The following is an 18,908-nucleotide window of genomic DNA, read 5'->3' as shown; positions in this document are numbered from 1 at the left end:
GAGGACGAAGGGGAACCACATGCTCAACCAGCTCACGCAAACGCAAAAATACGGCGTCTACGGCTTCGCCGGCGGAATCCTGACCATCGTCGTGATCCTGCTCCTGCTCCGCTGAAGCCGGCGCGCGGCCTTAAAGTCTTCGGCAAAACCGCGGCTTTCGCGTCGCGATCGAAGCATGGTGGTGTCGCCCGCTTGCGGCGGCCGCGGCGCGCGATCTAAGCTCGTCCGCAATCCCCGCACGACAGGAGAGCCGCGCCATGACCGACGCACCCCTACCCGCGTTCCGCAATCCGGATACCGTCGCGCCGCCGATCGGCGCTTACTCGCATGTCGCCGTCGTGCCGCCCGGCGCGCAAGTCTTCGCCATTGCCGGTCAGGTCGGCAACGACCGCGATGGGACGGTCCCGGCCGAACCCGAGCGGCAATATGAGAATGCGCTTCGCAACATCGTCGCCATTCTCGAAAGCGAAGGCGCGGGCCCGCAGCATCTGATCAAGCTCAACACCTATCTTGTGCGGGCGATGGACTTGGCGACGGTCGCCGGGACTCGCAAGGCGATCCTCGGCGACGTCCGGCCGGCCTCGACATTGGTCTACGTGCCGCGCCTCGCCGCCGATCAGTATCTTGTCGAAGTCGAAGCCTGGGCGATCAAGCCCGAGTGAATAGACCTAGTTGATGTAGTTGCTGGTCCCGACGGTGATCACGGTGATGGCGAGCGCGAACAGGACCACTCCGATCACCACGGTCCACACTTCGCGCTCGGTCGGATAGGCCTGGACCGGCTTCTTTTTGGGGCTGGCGACCGGCACCGGATCGCGGCGGATGCGCGACGGGCGCGCGGCGCCGCCGAGCGGCACCGTCGGGCGGCGAAGGTTCGAACGCTTGATCATCTCGGGCGCAAGCTTAGCGGCAATGGGTTAGCGGTCGGTTAGCGAACGTTCGTGAAATCATTAAGGACGTCACGTACAAAACCATCATGCGCGCCCGGTCCGCCCTCCTGCTGCTCGCCGCGATCTGCGCCGGCCCCGCCGACGCCAGGCCGCTGCGGGCGCCGGTGGTCTCGCTGGGATGCCAGGGCGAAGGCTGCTTCGATCGCGGCAATTGGCTCGTCACCAAGGCGCTGCCCCTCTACGCGCGGCCGTTCGCGGCCAAGGCGCTGGCGACTTTGCCCAAGGGCACGCGGCTGACCGTGCTGGGAGGGCAAATCTGGACCACCCGGATCGGCACCGCCGTACTGAACAAGGAGGTCGCCAACTACGATCCGAACGGCAAGCTCCTCATCCGCCTGCCCAGGGTCAGCCGGATTCGCCTGCTCTACAGCGAGGGAGAGGGCTATTTCGCGGGCCGCGCCGCCGACGGCCGCGATGTTACGATTGTTCAGGACGACTTCCGCGTGCTGGTGAACTTTCGCGCCACCGATTGGGTGAGCGTGCGCCTAGCCGATGGCCGGCGGGGGTGGATCCGCCACGATTATGAAGCGCTCGATTGCTCGAGCTATTACGACGACAGCCCGATCTGCCTGACGCTCAACCCGCGCTAGTTCAGGGCGCGAACACGTCTCGCGGGCCGGCGACATGATAAAGCACCGCCGCCACCCCGAAGCAGGCCACGGCGACCAGCACCAGCCCCGCCGTGGCGCCGTGCGGCCAGCGCGGTTTCGCCTGCGCCGCGCGCTCCTCGCGCAGACGCAGCACAACGTCGTCGGGGTTCCAATGCTTGCTCATCGCCCGCGTCGTCTACCCGACATTAGGTGACGGCCGGGTTAATGTCGGCCGCGGCGACGATTGACCTTGTTTAGCAAAGGCATAGAGTATCGCCGGTTCGTGGCAGGGGGAGTTTCGCGCCATGCGTCTACGTCTCATTTTGTCGCTCGCGGCGCTGGCCGTGGTGCCGGCCTCGGCCCAGGTCATGCAGATCCAGCCGATCCAGCGCCCGCCGCTCAATGTTACCCTCCAGCAGGACCCGGATGCGGCGAGGAAGGTGACGACGATCGAGGATGCGCAGGCGCAGATCGTCAAGCTCCGCGCCGAAAAGCGCGAGCTGAGCGACAAGCTCAATGCGACCTTGGCGACGCTCGACGAATGGACCAAGAAGGGCGGCAGCCTCGTCCACGCTTATTGCGAGAGTGAGGAAGTGTCGCGTAACAGCTCCGGCGCGACCGAAGACTGCACTGCGTCCGGCTACCGCTGCTCCTCGGTGGAAGGCACGTGCCGCCGCCAGTGCAACGTCACCACCGACTGCGCTGGCTCATTCGTCTGCGACACGGGATCGCACGTCTGCGTTCATCCCTGACGCAAGTTCGACCAATCGCGAAATGACGCGGCTGAATTAGGGCTCGCACCTCAACCTTCGTGCATCGCCACGCGCTCGGCCGCCGCCGACTTCAGTCCGGCCATGTCGAGCGGGACTGCGGCGTTGCTGGCCTGCAGCGCCGCCATGCGCACCGCGCGGAGGATCTCGCCGCCGCACAATTCGTACTCGCTGGCGAGCTTGGCAACATCGATGTCGCCGCTCTTCGCCATCTTCACCGAACCGAGCAGCCGCTCCCACAATTGCCGCCGAGCGGCTTCGTCGGGAAGCGGAAAGTCGACGATGACGTCCAGTCGGCGAATCGCGGCCTCATCGAGATGGTCGCGCGAATTGGTCGCGAGGATCGCCAAGCCCTGGAAGGCCTCGATCCGCCGCAGCAGGTAGGCGATCTCGAGGTTGGCGTAGCGGTCGTGCGCGTCCTTCACCTCGCTGCGTTTGGCGAGCAATGCATCGGCCTCGTCGAACAGCAGGATCGCGCGATCCCGCTCGGCCCGGGCGAACAGCTCGCTCAAATCCGTCTCGGTCTCGCCGATATGCTTGCTGACGACGGCGCGCGGATCGACGCTAAGCAGCGGCCGCTCGGTGCCCTGGGCGAGCGCGATCGCAGCCATCGTCTTTCCGGTCCCGCTCGGCCCGCTGAACAAGGCGCGGAAGCCGCCGTCGATCAGGTGATGGACGCCCCATTCATTGAGCGCGTGCGACGGCTGGGTCAGCCAGGCCGCGATCCAGCCGAGCCGCTGCTCGGCGTCATGGGGCAGCACCAGCTCTTCGGGCGTGGTGTCCGTCTTGACCCGCCGGGCGCCAAGTCCGGCGAGCTGCAGGTCGTCGAGCGGCGTGTCCATCGTCGTTCCCCTCGCTCATCCGGCTGCTCTTCGCCAGTCAGCCTTAGCGCCCGCAGGGACGATCGCAATCTGTTCAGGGCTTGGCCGCAGGCGCCGCGGCGTTGGCGGAAGCTGCCTGCCCGGCCTTCGCCGCGGCGACGATCGCGGCGGTCTTCGCCGCCGCCTCCCGGGCTTCGCGCTGCTGCTTGGCGGCGAGGTAGCGATGGTATTCGTCGGGCTCCGGCCGGGTGATGAACATGCTGCCGACCTCCTTGCCGTCGGCCAGCCGCTTGGCCATCGTCGCCGCGCCGATCGCCATGGCGAGGAGGTCGGGGCTCGACGGGCGGCAATCCATGCCGCAACCGGTGCCGTCCATCCGCTCACGCGGCGTCTTCAGCCGCCCGGCGCGCGCCTGCCGCGCCTCACGGTGCGCCTGCATGATGTCGGGGTCGAGCCGATAGCCGCCTGGGCGCTGGGCGCAGATGACGATGTCGCGCTCACTGGCCTGCGGAGTTTGGCAACCGTCCTTGGGGGCGGCCTTGGCCGCCTGCTTGGGCGGCACCGGCGGCGTCGGACCATAGGCCACGCCTGCGGCGAGCAATGCGAGCGCAACGGGCAGGCCGGCGGGCATGATCATATCCTGTCGCGAAGTAGGTTGCCGCGCAATGAATGCAACGCGCCGCGGCGAGCTTCGTTTCTGCCGTGGCCGAAACGGAAAAGGAGCGACGCCATGCGCGCCATCTGGATTTCAGGAGCTTGCCTCGCCGTGCTCGTCACCAGTCCCGCACCGGCGCAGGCGCAGCGATGGAGCGACCCGAACTTCGCCGCCGCCGCCAGCGTCACCGTCCACCGCGGCACTCCGCTCGTTGGAAACGTCCGCCATCACCCAGGCGACGGCAGCAGACATGATCGTGGGCGCCACGGCCGCGGCGATGCCGACGGCGGCTGGTGGGGCGGCTGGTACGACGCCGATCTCAATCGCAGCTGGGATTCGGACAGCTACAACGACTGGTGGCACGACCGTCCCGACCGCGCTTATCCGCGCTGGGTCCAGCACAACGAGGGCTGCGACGAGGGCCGGATGTGGCAGGGCGGCGGTGTCTGGCGCTGCAGCTGGTAGTTTGACCTCGCGCTAGCGGTGGAATTCCCGCTGCGCTTCCTGAAGCCAACCCTTGACCGCAGTGCCTTGCTCGTGAGGGGGCAGTTGCGGAGCTTTATGCTCGGGCTGCGATCCGGGGAAAGCGGCGACGGCGATCGCCACGGTCAGCACCGCAAGCCCCGCAATCAGCGCCAGATAGGGTAAGGTGCTGAGACCGAAGCGCGGGCTTTCCGGTTGCGTTCGGCGGCTTGCCTCACGCCCCCGGCCCCGGCCCCGGCGCGCGGTGCGCTTGCGTGCCAGCGCCGCGACATAGTCATCGGAGTTTGTCCATTTGCCCAAATACGACTCCACGAGCCGCGGATTTCGCATGCCAAGCAGACTTGGGCCGTTTGTCCTCGGTTGCAACACAAATCGGCGTTGATTTCGCGCGATTTAGCTCTTTGGCGCAACCTTGAGCTCGGCCAGAGTCTTCGCCCCGCAGCTTACGATGACGGTCTCGACGGTGGCGCTGTTGGGAATCGTCGCGGTGAGGTCCCACCAATTCTCGGGCGCCGCATAGCCGGTGTCGTTGTTGCCGACGCCGGGCGAGATTTCGGCGCGGGTGCCGGTCACCGTCGCCGGGCCGAGCACGGCCTTGTAGCGCGGATCCTGGCGGAAAGCCTTGCCTTTGACGACGATGTTGCCGTCCTTGTCGCGGGCGGCCGCCCACGCCTTGGTGTCGGGCTCCTTGAAGAAGCAATAGGCCGCTTTCTTCTTGACCGGCGCCTTGGCGACCTGGTTGGCGGCTTCGTTCGACTGGCCGCAACCGGCAAGCGCCGTGGCGCCCAGCAACAGCATGGCTTTGCGCATCGATCCCTCCCTCTGCCGCACCATTGGAGCCAATGCGGCGCGAGGATCAAGGGGGTTGGCGTCAGCCGATCGGGTCGCCGCTCTGTTCCTGCTCGAACAGGTCGGCCACGACGTCGCCGCGCGCGGTCAGACGCACCCGATCGCCCTCGACCTCGGCGACCAATCCGCGAGGGATGTAATGATGATGCTCTTCGTGCCCGATCCCGCTGTCGGCGCGGATGAGCTTGATGCGGTTCTCTTCGACGTGGTCGACGGTGCCGATGTGGACGCCGTCGGCGCCAATCACTTCCATATGCTCGCGAATGTTTTCGAAGCCGCTCATGGATATTGCCTCCTCGTGCCTGCCCCCAACGCTCCGCTCGCGGCTTTCGATGCATGCCGCGAGCGCGCACTACGCCCGTTCCGGGCACGTGTCATCGGGCGCTCGGGTTGTTCCCTTGGGCATTCGCGACTAGCTCAGCACCATGCTCGATGTCCGTACCACTACGTCCGACGCCGCCGTGGTGCCGGACGCGCCGCCCGTGCCCGCTCATGCCGCGATCCGCCGCGAAGATTATCGGCCGCCCGATTGGCGAGTGCCGGAAATCCATCTCGATTTCGACCTTGGCATCGACCGGACTCGGGTTCGCGCGACGCTCGAGGTCGAGCGCAACGGGCCGCACGATCGGCCGCTGAGGCTCGACGGCGACGAGCTTGCCCCGCTTCGCGTCGCAGTCGACGGACAAGACGCGGCATGGCGGATGGACGGACCAGCGCTAGTCATCGAAGTTTCAGGCGATCGCGCCATGGTCGAGACCGACGTCGAGATCGCCCCGTCGGCGAACACCAAGCTGACGGGCCTCTACGCATCGAACGGGATGCTTTGCACCCAGTGCGAGGCCGAGGGCTTCCGTCGCATCACGTTCTTCCCCGACCGCCCCGACGTGCTCTCCAGATATCGCGTCCGGATGGAGGGCGACGCCAATGCTTTCCCGGTGCTGCTGTCGAACGGCAACCGCATCGCGCAGGGCGAGGCTGCCGGCGGTCGCCATTGGGCCGAGTGGGAAGATCCGTTTCCCAAGCCAAGCTATTTGTTCGCGCTGGTCGCCGGCGACCTCCAGGCCAACCGCGACCGCTTCACCACCATGTCGGGCCGCAAGGTCGAGCTCGCCATCTGGGTCCGCGAAGCAGACCTGCCCAAGACCAGCCATGCGATGGACAGCCTTAAGCTGGCGATGGCGTGGGACGAGCAGGTCTACGGACGCGAGTACGACCTCGACCTGTTCAACATCGTCGCGGTCGGCGACTTCAACATGGGGGCGATGGAGAACAAGAGCCTCAACATCTTCAATTCCGCCTTCGTCCTTGCCGATCAGGACACTGCGACCGACGCCGACTTCGACAATATTTCGCGCGTCGTCGGCCACGAATATTTCCACAATTGGTCGGGCGACCGGGTGACCTGCCGCGACTGGTTCCAGTTGAGCCTCAAGGAGGGCTTCACCGTCTTCCGCGACCAGAGCTTCTCCGCCGACATCGGCAGCCCGCCGGTCAAGCGGATCGAGGACGTCCGGGTGCTGCGCGCCGCCCAGTTCCCCGAGGACGCCGGCCCGCTCGCGCATGCCGTCCGGCCCGACAGCTATATCGAGATCGGCAATTTCTACACCGCCACCGTCTACAACAAGGGCGCCGAGGTCATCCGGATGATGGCCACCGTGCTCGGCCGGGACAAGTTCCGCGCCGGGACCGACCTCTATTTCTCCCGCCACGACGGCGAAGCCGCGACCTGCGACGATTTCGTCAAGGCGCTCGAAGACGGCAGCGGCGTCGACCTGACCACGTTCAAGATCTGGTACAGTCAGGCGGGAACGCCGAAGGTCACCGCACGGCTCGAGCATGACGCGGATGCAATGACCGCGACCCTGCACCTCGAGCAGCACATCGACCCGACGCCCGGCCAACCGGTCAAGCAGCCGATGCCGATCCCGCTCAAGACCGCGCTGATCGGCGATGCGAGCGGAGCGGAGATCGCGCCCGAGCAGCTGATCATCCTCGACCAGCCGCGGCAAAGCGTCCGCTTCGACAATGTCACGGAGACGCCGCTGCTGTCGATCAATCGCGGTTTCTCGGCGCCCATCATCGTCCAGGCGAACCGCCGGCCCGGTGAGCTCGAACGGCTCGCCTGGGCCGACAGCGACCCGTTCGCCCGCTACGAAGCGATGCAGGACCTGATGATGACCGCGCTCCTCGCTGGAGCGCAGGGGAGCGCGATGGATGCCGAACCGGTGGTCGCGGCCGTCGGCGCGACCCTGCAATCGAACGCGCTCGACCCGGCGTTCAAGGCCGAAGCGATCCTGCTGCCTTCCGAAACTCTGATCGCCGAGCGCGTGCAGGTGGTCGATCCCGATGCGATCCATGCCGCGCGCGAGCAGTTGCGGACGGCGATCGGATCGAGCCTCCGCGACGCGCTGTCAACTGCGCAACGCAGCGACGACGGATCGGGCGACGATTTGTCACCAGGCGCCAAGGGAGTTCGCCGCCTTCGCAGCATTGCCCTGGGTCTTCTCGCGGCGGCGACGCCCGATGAAGCCGCGTCATTGGCCAAGGCGCAATTCGATCGAGCCGACAACATGACCGATCGCCAAGGCGCGCTCATGACCTTGGTTTCGCTCGACGCGCCGGAACGCCAGGGGGCGCTCGACGCCTTCTACGAGCGCTTCCACAATGATTCGCTGGTGCTGGACAAATGGTTCGCGCTTCAGGCCGCGGCGCAGCGCGCCGACACCGTCGATCGCGTCGCGGAGCTCGCCAGGCATCCCGACTTCACGATGACCAACCCGAACCGGCTACGCTCGCTGGCAGGTCAATTCGCCGGCAATCATTGGGCGTTCCATCACCCGTCAGGGCGCGGCTATGACTTTGTCGCGGACATGATCCTGGCTGCCGATGCGATCAATCCGCAGGCGGCCGCTCGGCTGGTGCCGGCGTTCGGCCGCTGGCGGCGGTTCGAGCCCAGCCGCGCCGAATTGATGCGCCGAGCGCTCGAGAAAATCGTCGCCAAGCCGGGACTGTCGAAGGACGTGTTCGAGCAGGCGTCGAAGAGCCTGGCTTAAGCCGCCGACCCCCCGATCCAGGTCGCGACTTCCGCCGCCACCTGGTTGGCGGCGGCATTCAGTGCCGCTCCTACCGAAGCCGCTGTGCCGTCCGCCGGCGAGGTCGCGGTGAAGCGGCGAGTCTCGACGTGAGCGCCGCCCTGCGTCGACAGCGCCGCGTCATACTGGACGATCACCTGCCCGGTGGCAGCGTCGTAGCCGAAGTGCTGAAGCGATCCGGTGACCAGCAGTCCGGGGTCGAGCGCGGCCTGATGCGGGTCGAGCACCACCCGGTTGGTGGTTCGCCGCACCGTCTCCTGAACCAGCTCCTGGAACAAATGATCGGGCGTATCGACCATTTGCAGATTGGTTACATACTGGATGTCGGTTGGGGTCAGCTGAGCCGGCACCCGCACCGTCCGCAGTTCCTTCGAGACGACCGGGACGGCGATCGTCACCGCCTGGCCGGCACTAGCGCTGCGCGCGATCTGCCCGGGATCGGCAGCGGACGGGGTTAGCGTCAGCAAAGTCGGCGGGGCCTTGGCGCCGCCCCCCAACAATCCGCCGAGCGAGCAACCGGCGACGGCAAAGCCGAGCGCAACCGAAGCGCCAAGGCGCGGCATCCACTTCATTTGCGTTTCCCCGGCTTGTAGTCAGGCAACTTCTCAGGCCCCAGCGATCCACCGATTCCGCTCTGGTTCAAGCGCTCGGTGAACCCATTCAGAGATTGCGTCAGCTCGCGCAGGTCGCGGACCATTCGATTGGCTTCGGGAAGCGTCGACTTGGAGAAGTTTTGCACGCCGGGCCGCGCGTCGGAAATCATCGCGTTCAAGTTGTCGGCGGCCTGCTGGATCGACGCGATCGACTTGCGGAGATCCTCCGCCGCCGGCTTGCCTTGCTCATTGATCAGCTGGTTGGTGCTGTCAGCGAGCACGCCAAACTTCTGCGCGGCGACACCCGCGTTACGGGCGGCAATCCGCGCGTCGCCAATGGCGTCGGCGAGGTCGGGCGCACGATCCGCCAGGACCTTGGTGGTGCGGTCGAGATTCTCGAGGATGTCGGCGATCGAATTCTGGTTCTTGTCGCTGAGCAGCTCGGTCAGCCGCTCGGTGAGGCGCTGGATGCGCTCGATCAGCTCCGGCGCGCTGTTGAGCAAAGCGCCGAGGCCGCCGGTCGCCGATGGGACCACCGGACAGCCCTGCGGGCCCAGGCGGTTGATCGGCGGCGCGCCCTTGACCGCACCGTCGAGCTGGATCTCGCTGACCCCGGTAAAGCCGACGCCCTTGATCTGCGCGGTCGTGCCCTGGAGCACCGGCGTCTGCTGATCGACGTCGATCCGGACCCACACGAACTCGGGCCGGTTGGGGAGCAGCGAGATTTTGGTAACCTGGCCGACGGGGACGCCGGAGAAGGTGACGTTCGAGCCCTTGTTGAGCCCGCCGACGGCCTGGTTGAAATAGATGTCGTAGCAGTTGGTCGCCTTGTTCGAGAGCCCGGCGAGCCAAACGATGAACAGCAGCACGCCGGCAAGCAGCGCCACGGTGACCGCACCGACCATCACATAATTGGACCGGGTCTCCACTAGGCGGTCACCCCCTCTTGATAACTATTGGCCGCCGTGCGCCCGCGTGGCCCGTTGAAATACTCTTGTATCCAAGGATGGTCCAAAGCCAATAGTTGCGGAATCGTTCCGACCGCAATGACCTTCCGATCCGCCAGCACCGCGACGCGGTCGCAGATGGCGTGCAGCGTGTCGAGGTCGTGGGTGATCAGGAACACCGTGAGGTCGAGGCGCTCCTGGAGCGAGCGGATCAGCTGGTCGAACGCCGCCGCCGCAATCGGATCGAGGCCCGCGGTCGGCTCGTCGAGGAACAGCAATTCCGGGTCGAGCGCGAGGGCGCGGGCCAATCCTGCGCGCTTGACCATGCCGCCCGACAGCTCCGAGGGATATTTGGGCCCAGCGTCCGGCGGCAGCCCGCCCATCGCGATCTTGTAGGACGCGATCTCGTCCAGCAGCGGGGGTTTAAGGAACGGAAAATACTCGCGGATCGGGACCTCGACATTCTCGGCGACGGTCAGCGTCGAGAACAAAGCGCCGTTCTGGAACAATATGCCCCAGCGGCGGCGAATGTTCTTCGCTTCGTCCTCGCTGCGGTCGACCATGTTCTCACCGAGCACGTCGATTTCACCGGTTTCGGGTACTTGCAGTCCGATGATCGAGCGCAGCAGCACCGACTTGCCGGTGCCGGAGCCGCCGACGACGCCGAGGATCTCGCCGCGGCAGACCGTAAGATCGAGGTCGTCGTGGATGACCTGCTCGCCGAACGCATTGCGCAGCCCGCGAACCTCGATCACCGGATGGCAGCCATCGGGAACCGTGCTCGGATCGAGTTCCTTGGGGATCATACCCACCCGATCGAGCTGAAGAAGACGGCGAAGACGGCGTCGAGCACGATCACGAGGAAGATCGACTGGACGACCGCCATGGTCGTGCGCGTGCCGACTTGCTCGCTGTCGCCCTCGACGAGCATGCCCTGGAAGCATCCGGCGAGCGCGATGATGAAGCCGAACACCGGTGCCTTGATCAAACCGACCCAGATATCCGTGATCGGGATCACCTCCTGCAAGCGCTGGACGTAGGTCAGGGGCGGGATGCCGAGATCGAGCCAGACGAAGATGCCGCCGCCGATCAGCGCCGTCAGCATGGCCCAGAAGGCAAGCAGCGGCATCATGACGATCGACGCGATCATCCGCGGAATGACCAACGCTTCGACCGGCGAGACCCCGATCGTCCGCATCGCGTCGATCTCCTCGGTGATCTTCATCGTTCCGAGCTGCGCAGCGAAGGCCGAGCCGGAGCGGCCGGCGACCATGATCGCGGTCATCAGCGTGCCGAGCTCGCGCACGGTGATGCGGCCGATGAGATTGATGGTATAGACCTCGGCGCCGAACTGGGCGAGCTGCACCGACCCCTGCTGGGCGATGACGACGCCGATCAGGAAGCTCATCAGGCCGATGATGCCGAGCGCGCGCACGCCGACGACGTCGAAGCGCTGGATGACGGCATTGGTGCGGAATCTCTTGGGCCGGCGGATGATGTTGGCGAAGCCGATCAAGGTCGCGCCGAAGAAGCCGAGCAGTCCGAGCATGGTGACACCGGCCTCGGTCACCCACTCGCCAAGCTCCTGCAGGGCGCGCAGGAAGCCCGGCTTCTCCTCGGGGTGGACCTGCACCGGCTTGTCGAACTCGGACACCTGCTTGAGCAGGCTGACCTCGTCATGGCTGGCGCCGACCACCTTGGCGCCGCGATCGCGGACCGTGCGGTAGATGATCCACGCGCCGACCGTGTCCATGCGGTTGATGTCGGAGAGGTCGATGGTGATGGGGTCGGGCAGCGCGTCGATCTCGCGCTGCGTCGTCGCCGCGCGCGTGATCGTCAGCGCGCCGGCGACCCGGTAGACCGAACCGCGCCCCTGATCCGTGCCTGTCTCGTCGAGATCGGCCATGCGGGCGGAGTGATGCGCGAAATGCGAGAGGGGAGCAAGAGAAGGCGCGGAAAAGCGCCCTTTCGCGCTTGGGCCGGCGCCTTTATGCCCACGGCATGAGCAGCAGCGAGCCATTCCTGTTTGTGCCCGTGGGTTTCAACGCCGCGCGCCCGTTCGGGATGGACGCGCGGGAACGCACATGCCGCCTGGCAACGAATGCTGGGTTCGAATGCGCCGATACTCCGGCCGCAGGGCGCGACGCGCTTCTCGCGAGCCTCGGTTATGCCTGGGACCCGGCGTGGCTGAAGGCGCTGCGTTCGAGGCCCCGCGCCGTGCTGACGCTCGAGGGCAAGCCGGTGATGGCCAACGTCCCCGCGGACGAGGACGCGGCGGAGGCGCAGCGGGGGATCGAGGCGGGCGAGCTGCCCCATGGCTTCGAACCACTCCCCGCCGAAACGGCAGAACTCAATTACGCCGAGCTACGCAAGCGCGGACGCCCGTTCGTCATGCCGCTCGATCCGGACGACCCCGAGCCCGTCGAGCGGGCGGCCTACGACGCGTCGTACAAGGGCGTGACGGACATACTAACGCTCTATCTTTGGCGCCGGCCCGCCTTCTACCTCACGCGCTGGGCGGCACAGGCGGGCGTCAGCCCGAACAGCGTGACAGCCGTCGGCGCGGTGCTGTGCGTGCTCGCCTTCTTCCTGTTCTGGCGCGGCGATTATTGGCTGGGGGTGCTGTCGGGCTTCATCTTCATGGTGCTCGACACGGTCGACGGGAAGCTCGCGCGGTGCACCGGCGCGTCGTCGAAATGGGGCAATGTCTTCGACCACGGCATCGACCTCGTCCACCCTCCATTCTGGTGGTGGGCATGGGCGCATGGCCTCGCGGCCTACGGACGGCCGCTGTCGCCGATCTACGCAACGATGGTGCTGTGGGCGATCATCGGCGGCTATGTCGCGCAGCGAGTGATCGAAGGCATCTTCATGCGCCGCTTCGGAGGCATGCACATCCACGTCTGGCGGCCAATCGACAGCCGGTTCCGGCTGATCACCGCGCGGCGCAACCCGAACATGGTGATCCTGGTCGCCGCGCTGCTGCTCGGCCGACCCGACGCCGGGCTGGTCGCCGTCGCCGGATGGACCATCGTCAGCCTGTTCTTCCACGCCGTCCGCCTCGCCCAGGCAAGCGAGCAGGCGGCGCGCGGGCAGCCGATCGTCTCCTGGTTGTTGTGAGCCGCTGGACGGCCTTCCTGCTCGCCGGTTCGCGCCCCAAGGGAGACCCGCTCGCGCAGTCGATGATGCTCGGCCACAAGGCGCTGATCCCGGTTGCCGGCGAGCCGATGGTGCTGCGCCCGCTGCGCGCTCTGCTGGCCAGCCCCGAGGTCGGCAACATCATTGTGCTGACCCAGAATCCGGAAGATCTTCGATCAGTCCTGCCCGGCGACGAGCGCGTCAGCATACGCAGGTCCGGCGGCACCATCGCCCAGACGGTTGCCGAGCAACTGGCGGACCGCGCCGCCGAGTTCCCGGTGCTCGTCGTGACCGCCGACCATGCACTGCTCGACCCCGCGATGGTCGCCGAGTTCACGCGGCGGGCGGACGGCGCCGACCTCGCCATCGCAGTCGTCGAGAGCAAGCCGCTGCTGGCGCGCTTTCCGCAGACCAAGCGGACATGGATCGGCTTCAAGGGCGGGCGTTACAGCGGCGCCAATTTGTTCGCGTTCGGTTCGGACAAGGTGCTGCCCGCGGTCGGCCGCTGGGGTGAGGTCGAGCAGGACCGCAAGAAGGGCTGGCGCCTGCTCGCGGCGCTCGGGCCGGCGCTGCTGCTCGGGGCGGTGCTGAAGCTGCGCACGATCCACGAGAGCGCGGCGGTGATCGGCCGCAAGCTCGGCATCGCCATCCGCATCGTCGAGATGAGCAACCCCATCGCCGCGATCGATGTCGACAAGCCGCTCGACCATGCGCTGGTCGAGGACATCATCGCCGGCCGCGCATGACCGACCTGGCGATCTACGACATGGACCGGACGGTCACGCGGCGCGCGACCTACACCCCATTCCTGCTGCATTGCGTGGTGCGGCGGGCGCCGTGGCGGTTGCTGTTTCTCCCGCTCGTCGCCCTATCGATGCTCGCTTACGTCGCGCGGCTGATCGACCGCGCCAGGCTGAAGGAGATCAACCACCGGCTACTGCTCGGCGCCAAGATCCATCCGCGCGATCTGCAGCCGCTGGTCCAAAGCTTCGCCGACGTCCAGGTCGCGTCCAATGTTCGTCCCGGCGCGAGGCGGGCGATAGCGCGCGACAAGGCGGAGGGGCGCCGACTAGTGCTGGCGACCGCCTCGTACCGGCTCTACGCTGATGCGGTCGCCGAGCGTCTGGGCTTCGACGATGTGATCGGCACCGGCTCGATCATCGGCCTCGACGAGCGCGTGCACGCCAAGATCGCGGGAGAGAATTGCTACGGCCCGGCCAAGCTCAGGATGATCGCCGACTGGGTCGAGGCGTCAGGCCTGAGGGACGCGCGCGGCCACGTCCGCTTCTACTCCGACCATGTCTCCGACCAGCCGGCGTTCGAATGGGCCGACGAGCCGGTTGCCGTGAATCCGCACGGCAAGTTGCGACGCCTGGCGGTTGAGCGCGGCTGGTCGATCGAAGATTGGGGCTAGTCCTCCCCGTTTCCGGAGAGGGATTTCACACCGCGTTCAGCGCGTTGGCGAAGTCGGCGATGAGGTCGTCGGCGTCTTCCACGCCGATCGAAATGCGTACCAGGTTGGGGGTGATGTCGAGCGCCTTCTTGCGCTCTTCGGGCACTGATAAATGGGTCATCGCCGCGGGCGCGCTGGCGAGGGTTTCGGTGCCGCCGAGGCTGACCGCGAGATTGGCGATCTGAAGGGCGTCGAGGAAGGCGAATGCCTCCTTCTCCCCGCCTTTCAGATAGAGCGAGAAGGTCGATCCTGGGCCGGTGCAGTGGCGGCGGTAGATGTCGGCCTGGCGCGTGCCTTCCTCGAGGAAGCCGAGATAGCCGATCTTCTCGACCTTTGGGTGATCGCGGAGGAATTCGCAGACCTTGCGCGCATTCTCCCCGGCCCGCTCCATGCGAAGCTCGAGCGTTTCGAGGCTGCGCAGAAGCATCCAGGCGGTGTTGGGGTCGCAGATCGTGCCGATCGTGTTGCGGATCATGCGGACCTGGTTGATCAGGTTCTTGTCGCCGACGAGGCCGCCCGCGACGAGATCGCTGTGCCCGCCGATATATTTGGTGAGGCTGTAGACGCTGAGGTCGGCGCCATCCGCAAGCGGCTTGGCCCACAGCGGCCCGAGAAACGTATTGTCGATCGCGATCGGCGGGCGCTCATTGGCGCCGAAGGCCGCGTCACGTGCGGCGGCGACGGCCTCGACATCGACCAGCTGGTTGGTCGGGTTGGCCGGGCTTTCGAGATAGATCAGCGAGACGCGGCCCTTGGCCTTGGCGCGGACGATCACGTCGTCGATTTCCTCGCGTGTCGCGCCTGACGGGAAGTCGAGCCAGGAGACTCCGAAGCGGCCGAGAATCTTGGCGATCAACGTCTCGGTCGCAGCGTAGAGCGGCCCCGAATGGACGACGACATCGCCCGGCTGGACAAAGGTCAGCAGCAGAGTCGCAATCGCCGACATCCCGCTGGAGAAAGCGAGCGCGTCGTCGGCGTCTTCCCACACGGCGAGCCGGTCTTCGAGGATTTCCTGGTTGGGACCGTTGAAGCGCGAATAAATCAGGCCCTCGGCGCCGCCCGGACGCCTGCCCGTCACGCCCTCGAAGAATCGCTTTCCGGCGGCGGCCGTCTCGAACGCAAAGGTCGAGGTGAGGAAGATCGGGGGCTTCAGCGAGCCTTCGCTGAGCTCCGGATCGAAGCCGTAGCCGAGCATCAGCGTCTGGGGCTTGAGCTTATGGTTGCCGACGTTGGTGGGGGATGGACGTGGCTTGCGGTGCTGCGAGGATGCGGCGCTGGCTTCGTCTTCGGTAGGCAAGTTTGGTCTCCTGAAGTCGCGCCGGGGCTAGGCCGGTCGCGGAAGCCGCTCAAGCGGATTTGGCGGGCAGAGCGATAAGGCTGACTTGTCGTCCATAGTCGGGCTCCCCGCGATGGGTCGCGCGGCGGTAGCTGTAGAAACGATCGGGATCGGCATAGGTGTCGAGGCCGAGGACGTCGACGCGCGCGATCCCGGCGGGATCGAGACGAATCGCGAGGTAGCCGGGCAAGTCGAAATGCGGCTTGCCGGCCGGGCCGGGGACGAAGAAGCGGAAATTGGCGGGATCGGCGTCGAGGAAGCGTTCCCGGAAAGCTTCGTCGACCTCATAGCTCGGCTGGGCGATGCACGGGCCGACCGCAGCGACGATGCGATCGCGGCGAGCGCCGCGCTGCTCCATGGCCGCTATGGCGGCGTCGGTGACTCCGGCCAATGCGCCGCGCCAGCCGGCATGCGCGGCGCCGATCACCCCCGCTTCAACATCGGCGAACAGCACCGGCGCGCAATCGGCAGTGAGGATGCCGAGGAGCAGCCCGGGCAGATCGGTGACCATGGCGTCAGCGCGAGGGCGTTGGTCCTGCAGCCATGGCCCGTCGACGTAGACCACATCCGCCGAGTGCACCTGATGGACAGTCGCAAGCTCGGCGCCGGGGAGGATCGCGGCAATCGCGCGGCGCCGGTTCTCATCGATCGCCGCGCGATCGTCGTTGCTGCCGTAGCCGACGTTGAGGCCGGCAAGGTCGCCGGTCGAGACGCCGCCCCTGCGGCCGAGGAAGCCGTGCGGAACCGCCCCCAGTACGGACGCGCGGATGACCTCGACCGCGCTCACACCGCTTTCCGCATGATGATGTCCTCGTCGGCCTGGCTTCCGACCATGAATGCATAGGGCCCGACGTCCTCGAACCCCAGGCGTTGATAGAAGCGGCGCGCGCGATGATTTTCGGTGAACACGGTCAGGTAAAGCTGCTCCTTCCCGCGCCGTTTCGCCTCCGCGAACGCCCAATCCATCAAATGCTGCGCGATGCCGGCGCCGTGATGGTCCTGGCGGACATAGAGCTGCGACAGGAGAATCGCGGACCGGGCTTCGTCGACCGGGAGCTTGAGCGGGCCGAGCTTGGCATAGCCGACCGCCTCGCTATCCGCTTCGGCGAGGTGGAACGCATAGCCCGGGTCGGACAGCTCGGCGCGCCAGGCCCGCGGCGTGAATTGGGCGAGGAAGGCGGACAGGTCTTCGACGCGATACAGATGCGCGAAGGTGTCGCAGAATACGTCCTTGAACAGCCGGTCGAGCGCGGGCGCATCCGCCGTCGTCGCGTCGCGGAAGCCGATCGTCATGCGAAGCCCATCGGCCACGGCCAGGCCGGCGAGTGGATGGCGATTACCTTGAACAAATCTCCCATTTCATCGGCGGCGGTCAGCCGGTGCAAGGCGGCATCGACATCCTCGGCTCGCTTCGGGTTGGCCTGCGACAGCGCCCCCGCGCGCGCCTCGATACCGAGCGCGCGCAACCATCGGCCCTGGCTGGTCAGCTCGGTTACCGAAGCGCCTGCGTCTTCCGCCGCGCGCGCGACCGCCTGAAAATCGACATGGGCCGTCAAATCCTGCTCGCCCGGAGACTCGAGCACCGGCGCGTGCCGGTGCTCGCGCATTGCCTGCAGCGTGTCGCCGGGCGCGCTGGTCGCGTGGCCGTAATCGATCAGAAGCGCGGCGCCGCCATGCCCGATGACATGCGCCGCCAGCGCCTCTACCGCTTCGTCCCGAGCGGGCGAGGTCTCGACGATCTCGCCGTCGCGGTCGAAGGCGAGATGCCCGCCGACGATCCCGACGCGTCGCTCGGTGCCGCCGACATGCTGGCGGATCGGCAAAGCGTCGAGGAATTCATTGGCGACGATCAACGCCGGGGTGGGCGGTAAGGCGTTGATCGTCTCGTGCCAGGCAACGTCTCCTACTATTTCGCGCTGCGCGTCGCGTAGGATTGGGCTGGTCTCGATCAGGTGAACGTCCCCGGCGAAGCCACTGTGCTGGAGAACACGCAAAGCGTCGGCGGCAAGGGTGCCGCGCCCGGGGCCGAGCTCGACGTAGATGGCATCGTCGGGCTCGCCTGCCCGCTTCCAGCAATCGGCCAGCGCCGCGCCGACCAGCTCGCCGAACATCTGGCTGATTTCGGGCGCGGTGGTGAAATCGCCCGTCGCTCCAAGCGGGTCGCGAGTCGCGTAATAATAAGCGTTGCAGGCCGCCATATAGGCATCGAGCGTGATCGGGCCGTCGGCGCGGATACGGGCGTGCAGCGCGCGTTCGAGCGGAGTCACGCGCCACCTCCCGCCTGCGGGAGGAGCCAATCAAGCAACGCTGGCGGATCCGACCGTCGGCTCGACCCGGACCCGCCGCTTCTTCGCCGTCCACATCAGCCACAGGCCGCCGAGGATCATCGGCAGGGACAGCCACTGGCCCATGTGGAGGTGGGTCGCCTGGGCGAAGGCGGTCAACTGCTGGTCGGGCTCCCGGATGAACTCGAGCCCGAAGCGGAAGCAGCCATAGAAGAACAGGAACGCCCCGACGAGCTTGCCGGGTTCGTAGCGCGCCTGGGTGCGCCAGAACATCCAGGCGAGGATGGCGAACAGGACGATCCCTTCCAGCACGGCTTCATAAAGCTGGCTCGGGTGCCGCGGCGGACCGAGCGCAGGGCCGAACGGCGTCATTTCCATGAAGCGGATCGCCCACGGGACGTTGGTCTGCGCGCCCCACAATTCCTGGTTCACGAAGTTGGCCAGGCGGCCGAAGAACAGGCCGAACGGCACGCAGCAGGCGACATAGTCGTGGACCCGCAGCCATGACAATTTCTCTTTGCGGGCAAAATAGATGATGCCGAGCGACGTGCCGACGACGCCGCCGTGGAACGACATCCCGCCGTCCCACAGCTTCAGGATTTCGATCGGATGGCGAAGATAGGCGCCGAGATTGTAGAACAGCACATAGCCGAGGCGGCCGCCGAGGAAGATTCCAACCGCGGCGTAGAAGGCGAGATCGTCGGCATGGCGCCGTCCCATCGGCGATCCCGGTTTGGCGATCAGCTTCAGCAAATACCAATAGCCGATGATGATCCCGGCCAGATAAGCGAGGCTGTACCACCTGAGATCGAACGGCCCGAGGTGCAGCGCGACGGGCGACAGCCCGAGGTCGGGAAAGGCGGTAAAGCGGGAATAATCGTCGGCTTGCAAGGGCTTCCCCATCACTGTTCACGGCCTCATAAGGCGGGTGACTATAAAGGCAAAG

24 protein-coding genes are annotated in these 18,908 nt (G+C 66.5%); 8 read left to right on the top strand and 16 right to left on the bottom strand.

The genetic code is table 11. The features are described 5' to 3' along the window. Positions 1–257: 257 nt before the first annotated feature. On the top strand, positions 258–662 hold the full coding sequence (locus N539_RS0102600; RefSeq protein ID WP_028969009.1) for a RidA family protein: 405 nt from the start codon (positions 258–260) through the stop codon (positions 660–662). 6 nt (positions 663–668) lie between these two features. Here N539_RS0102600 and N539_RS0102595 read toward each other — a convergent pair whose 3' ends face one another. Next, the gene (locus N539_RS0102595; RefSeq protein WP_028969008.1) at positions 669–890 is read right to left on the bottom strand and encodes a hypothetical protein; all 222 of its coding nucleotides are present in this window, start codon (positions 888–890) and stop codon (positions 669–671) included. A gap of 86 nt (positions 891–976) precedes the next feature. On the opposite strand from N539_RS0102595, the gene N539_RS0102590 reads away from it, so the two are divergent. Further along, the gene (locus N539_RS0102590; protein ID WP_028969007.1) at positions 977–1,540 is read left to right on the top strand and encodes a hypothetical protein; all 564 of its coding nucleotides are present in this window, start codon (positions 977–979) and stop codon (positions 1,538–1,540) included. Position 1,541: 1 nt separating this feature from the next. Here the strand turns inward: N539_RS0102590 and N539_RS0102585 are convergent, their stop codons facing one another. Then, complete coding sequence (locus N539_RS0102585; protein WP_028969006.1) at positions 1,542–1,724, bottom strand: hypothetical protein; 183 nt, start codon at positions 1,722–1,724, stop codon at positions 1,542–1,544. Positions 1,725–1,845: 121 nt separating this feature from the next. Between N539_RS0102585 and N539_RS0102580 the strand changes: the two genes are divergently transcribed. Further along, positions 1,846–2,292 carry a hypothetical protein gene (locus tag N539_RS0102580; protein WP_156029711.1) on the top strand — a complete coding sequence of 149 codons (447 nt, stop codon included), beginning with the start codon at positions 1,846–1,848 and terminating at the stop codon, positions 2,290–2,292. 50 nt (positions 2,293–2,342) lie between these two features. Here the strand turns inward: N539_RS0102580 and N539_RS15050 are convergent, their stop codons facing one another. Both N539_RS15050 and N539_RS0102570 read right to left on the bottom strand, forming a co-directional pair. Next, entirely contained in the window at positions 2,343–3,152 is an 810-nt protein-coding gene (locus N539_RS15050) for an ATP-binding protein (protein WP_051531204.1), read from the bottom strand. Between the two features lie 73 nt (positions 3,153–3,225). Further along, the gene (locus tag N539_RS0102570) at positions 3,226–3,762 is read right to left on the bottom strand and encodes a hypothetical protein (RefSeq protein WP_197018318.1); all 537 of its coding nucleotides are present in this window, start codon (positions 3,760–3,762) and stop codon (positions 3,226–3,228) included. Positions 3,763–3,861: 99 nt separating this feature from the next. Here N539_RS0102570 and N539_RS0102565 point away from each other — a divergent pair, with 99 nt between their 5' ends. Continuing rightward, entirely contained in the window at positions 3,862–4,251 is a 390-nt protein-coding gene (locus N539_RS0102565; protein WP_028969003.1) for a hypothetical protein, read from the top strand. Between the two features lie 12 nt (positions 4,252–4,263). Here N539_RS0102565 and N539_RS0102560 read toward each other — a convergent pair whose 3' ends face one another. The 3 genes from N539_RS0102560 to N539_RS0102550 all read right to left on the bottom strand — a co-directional run bounded on the left by N539_RS0102560 (position 4,264) and on the right by N539_RS0102550 (position 5,401). Then, positions 4,264–4,581, bottom strand: a complete 318-nt coding sequence (locus tag N539_RS0102560) for a hypothetical protein (RefSeq protein ID WP_156029710.1) — start codon at positions 4,579–4,581, stop codon at positions 4,264–4,266. A gap of 81 nt (positions 4,582–4,662) precedes the next feature. Beyond that, on the bottom strand, positions 4,663–5,079 hold the full coding sequence (locus N539_RS0102555; RefSeq protein WP_037551735.1) for a hypothetical protein: 417 nt from the start codon (positions 5,077–5,079) through the stop codon (positions 4,663–4,665). A gap of 61 nt (positions 5,080–5,140) precedes the next feature. Continuing rightward, on the bottom strand, positions 5,141–5,401 hold the full coding sequence (locus N539_RS0102550; RefSeq protein WP_028969000.1) for a DUF2171 domain-containing protein: 261 nt from the start codon (positions 5,399–5,401) through the stop codon (positions 5,141–5,143). A 142-nt stretch (positions 5,402–5,543) separates the two neighbouring features. On the opposite strand from N539_RS0102550, the gene pepN reads away from it, so the two are divergent. Next, entirely contained in the window at positions 5,544–8,171 is a 2,628-nt protein-coding gene (pepN, locus tag N539_RS0102545) for an aminopeptidase N (protein ID WP_081774139.1), read from the top strand. Here the strand turns inward: pepN and N539_RS0102540 are convergent. From N539_RS0102540 to N539_RS0102525, 4 genes are read right to left on the bottom strand one after another with little or no spacing between them, the layout of a single operon-like run. After that, entirely contained in the window at positions 8,168–8,782 is a 615-nt protein-coding gene (locus tag N539_RS0102540; protein ID WP_028968998.1) for an ABC-type transport auxiliary lipoprotein family protein, read from the bottom strand. The two genes, pepN and N539_RS0102540, sit on opposite strands and share 4 nt — an antisense overlap. Further along, positions 8,779–9,732 (bottom strand): MlaD family protein, encoded by a 954-nt coding sequence (locus tag N539_RS0102535; protein ID WP_028968997.1) that lies wholly within the window; start codon positions 9,730–9,732, stop codon positions 8,779–8,781. Before N539_RS0102535 ends, N539_RS0102540 begins: the two co-directional genes overlap by 4 nt. After that, positions 9,732–10,556, bottom strand: a complete 825-nt coding sequence (locus N539_RS0102530; protein WP_051531201.1) for an ABC transporter ATP-binding protein — start codon at positions 10,554–10,556, stop codon at positions 9,732–9,734. The genes N539_RS0102535 and N539_RS0102530 overlap by 1 nt, the downstream gene beginning before the upstream one ends. Continuing rightward, the gene (locus tag N539_RS0102525; protein WP_028968995.1) at positions 10,553–11,656 is read right to left on the bottom strand and encodes an ABC transporter permease; all 1,104 of its coding nucleotides are present in this window, start codon (positions 11,654–11,656) and stop codon (positions 10,553–10,555) included. The genes N539_RS0102530 and N539_RS0102525 overlap by 4 nt, the downstream gene beginning before the upstream one ends. Positions 11,657–11,751: 95 nt before the next feature. On the opposite strand from N539_RS0102525, the gene N539_RS0102520 reads away from it, so the two are divergent. The 3 genes from N539_RS0102520 to N539_RS0102510 are packed head-to-tail and all read left to right on the top strand — an operon-like array spanning position 11,752 to position 14,302. Beyond that, positions 11,752–12,870 carry a CDP-alcohol phosphatidyltransferase family protein gene (locus tag N539_RS0102520; RefSeq protein WP_028968994.1) on the top strand — a complete coding sequence of 373 codons (1,119 nt, stop codon included), beginning with the start codon at positions 11,752–11,754 and terminating at the stop codon, positions 12,868–12,870. Further along, complete coding sequence (locus tag N539_RS0102515; RefSeq protein ID WP_051531199.1) at positions 12,867–13,634, top strand: NTP transferase domain-containing protein; 768 nt, start codon at positions 12,867–12,869, stop codon at positions 13,632–13,634. The genes N539_RS0102520 and N539_RS0102515 overlap by 4 nt, the downstream gene beginning before the upstream one ends. Beyond that, a complete protein-coding gene (locus N539_RS0102510) occupies positions 13,631–14,302 on the top strand; it encodes an HAD family hydrolase (protein WP_028968992.1) in 672 nt (223 codons plus the stop codon). The genes N539_RS0102515 and N539_RS0102510 overlap by 4 nt, the downstream gene beginning before the upstream one ends. 25 nt (positions 14,303–14,327) lie before the next feature. On the opposite strand, the gene N539_RS0102505 is transcribed toward N539_RS0102510, so the two are convergent. Genes N539_RS0102505 through lgt form a run of 5 tightly spaced genes read right to left on the bottom strand, consistent with a single transcriptional unit; the run spans position 14,328 to position 18,865 of the window. Continuing rightward, positions 14,328–15,638 (bottom strand): cystathionine gamma-synthase family protein, encoded by a 1,311-nt coding sequence (locus N539_RS0102505; protein WP_028968991.1) that lies wholly within the window; start codon positions 15,636–15,638, stop codon positions 14,328–14,330. Positions 15,639–15,687: 49 nt separating this feature from the next. Then, a complete protein-coding gene (gene pgeF, locus N539_RS0102500) occupies positions 15,688–16,464 on the bottom strand; it encodes a peptidoglycan editing factor PgeF (RefSeq protein ID WP_028968990.1) in 777 nt (258 codons plus the stop codon). After that, entirely contained in the window at positions 16,461–16,970 is a 510-nt protein-coding gene (locus N539_RS0102495; protein ID WP_028968989.1) for a GNAT family N-acetyltransferase, read from the bottom strand. Before N539_RS0102495 ends, pgeF begins: the two co-directional genes overlap by 4 nt. Next, positions 16,967–17,944: a class I SAM-dependent methyltransferase gene (locus N539_RS0102490; RefSeq protein ID WP_231462826.1), complete on the bottom strand. Its 978-nt coding sequence runs from the start codon at positions 17,942–17,944 to the stop codon at positions 16,967–16,969. The genes N539_RS0102495 and N539_RS0102490 overlap by 4 nt, the downstream gene beginning before the upstream one ends. 30 nt (positions 17,945–17,974) lie before the next feature. Further along, entirely contained in the window at positions 17,975–18,865 is an 891-nt protein-coding gene (lgt, locus tag N539_RS0102485; RefSeq protein WP_028968987.1) for a prolipoprotein diacylglyceryl transferase, read from the bottom strand. Between the last annotated feature and the right edge of the window lie 43 nt (positions 18,866–18,908).

Origin of the sequence: Sphingomonas sp. URHD0057, from assembly GCF_000620665.1 — a bacterium.
Lineage (GTDB): Bacteria > Pseudomonadota > Alphaproteobacteria > Sphingomonadales > Sphingomonadaceae > Sphingomicrobium.
The sequence above is the reverse complement of the archived record's forward strand: the minus strand, read 5'-3'. Positions and strand labels throughout refer to the sequence as shown.

Excerpts from the sequence above, each read along its gene's own strand:
- N539_RS0102600 (WP_028969009.1), top strand. The coding sequence starts at position 258 with ATGACCGACGCACCCCTACCCGCGTTCCGCAATCCGGATACCGTCGCG.
- N539_RS0102595 (WP_028969008.1), bottom strand. The coding sequence starts at position 890 with ATGATCAAGCGTTCGAACCTTCGCCGCCCGACGGTGCCGCTCGGCGGC.
- N539_RS0102590 (WP_028969007.1), top strand. The coding sequence starts at position 977 with ATGCGCGCCCGGTCCGCCCTCCTGCTGCTCGCCGCGATCTGCGCCGGC.
- N539_RS0102585 (WP_028969006.1), bottom strand. The coding sequence starts at position 1,724 with ATGAGCAAGCATTGGAACCCCGACGACGTTGTGCTGCGTCTGCGCGAG.
- N539_RS0102580 (WP_156029711.1), top strand. The coding sequence starts at position 1,846 with ATGCGTCTACGTCTCATTTTGTCGCTCGCGGCGCTGGCCGTGGTGCCG.
- N539_RS15050 (WP_051531204.1), bottom strand. The coding sequence starts at position 3,152 with ATGGACACGCCGCTCGACGACCTGCAGCTCGCCGGACTTGGCGCCCGG.
- N539_RS0102570 (WP_197018318.1), bottom strand. The coding sequence starts at position 3,762 with ATGCCCGCCGGCCTGCCCGTTGCGCTCGCATTGCTCGCCGCAGGCGTG.
- N539_RS0102565 (WP_028969003.1), top strand. The coding sequence starts at position 3,862 with ATGCGCGCCATCTGGATTTCAGGAGCTTGCCTCGCCGTGCTCGTCACC.
- N539_RS0102555 (WP_037551735.1), bottom strand. The coding sequence starts at position 5,079 with ATGCGCAAAGCCATGCTGTTGCTGGGCGCCACGGCGCTTGCCGGTTGC.
- N539_RS0102550 (WP_028969000.1), bottom strand. The coding sequence starts at position 5,401 with ATGAGCGGCTTCGAAAACATTCGCGAGCATATGGAAGTGATTGGCGCC.
- pepN (WP_081774139.1), top strand. The coding sequence starts at position 5,544 with ATGCTCGATGTCCGTACCACTACGTCCGACGCCGCCGTGGTGCCGGAC.
- N539_RS0102540 (WP_028968998.1), bottom strand. The coding sequence starts at position 8,782 with ATGAAGTGGATGCCGCGCCTTGGCGCTTCGGTTGCGCTCGGCTTTGCC.
- N539_RS0102530 (WP_051531201.1), bottom strand. The coding sequence starts at position 10,556 with ATGATCCCCAAGGAACTCGATCCGAGCACGGTTCCCGATGGCTGCCAT.
- N539_RS0102525 (WP_028968995.1), bottom strand. The coding sequence starts at position 11,656 with ATGGCCGATCTCGACGAGACAGGCACGGATCAGGGGCGCGGTTCGGTC.
- N539_RS0102520 (WP_028968994.1), top strand. The coding sequence starts at position 11,752 with ATGAGCAGCAGCGAGCCATTCCTGTTTGTGCCCGTGGGTTTCAACGCC.
- N539_RS0102510 (WP_028968992.1), top strand. The coding sequence starts at position 13,631 with ATGACCGACCTGGCGATCTACGACATGGACCGGACGGTCACGCGGCGC.
- N539_RS0102495 (WP_028968989.1), bottom strand. The coding sequence starts at position 16,970 with ATGACGATCGGCTTCCGCGACGCGACGACGGCGGATGCGCCCGCGCTC.
- lgt (WP_028968987.1), bottom strand. The coding sequence starts at position 18,865 with ATGGGGAAGCCCTTGCAAGCCGACGATTATTCCCGCTTTACCGCCTTT.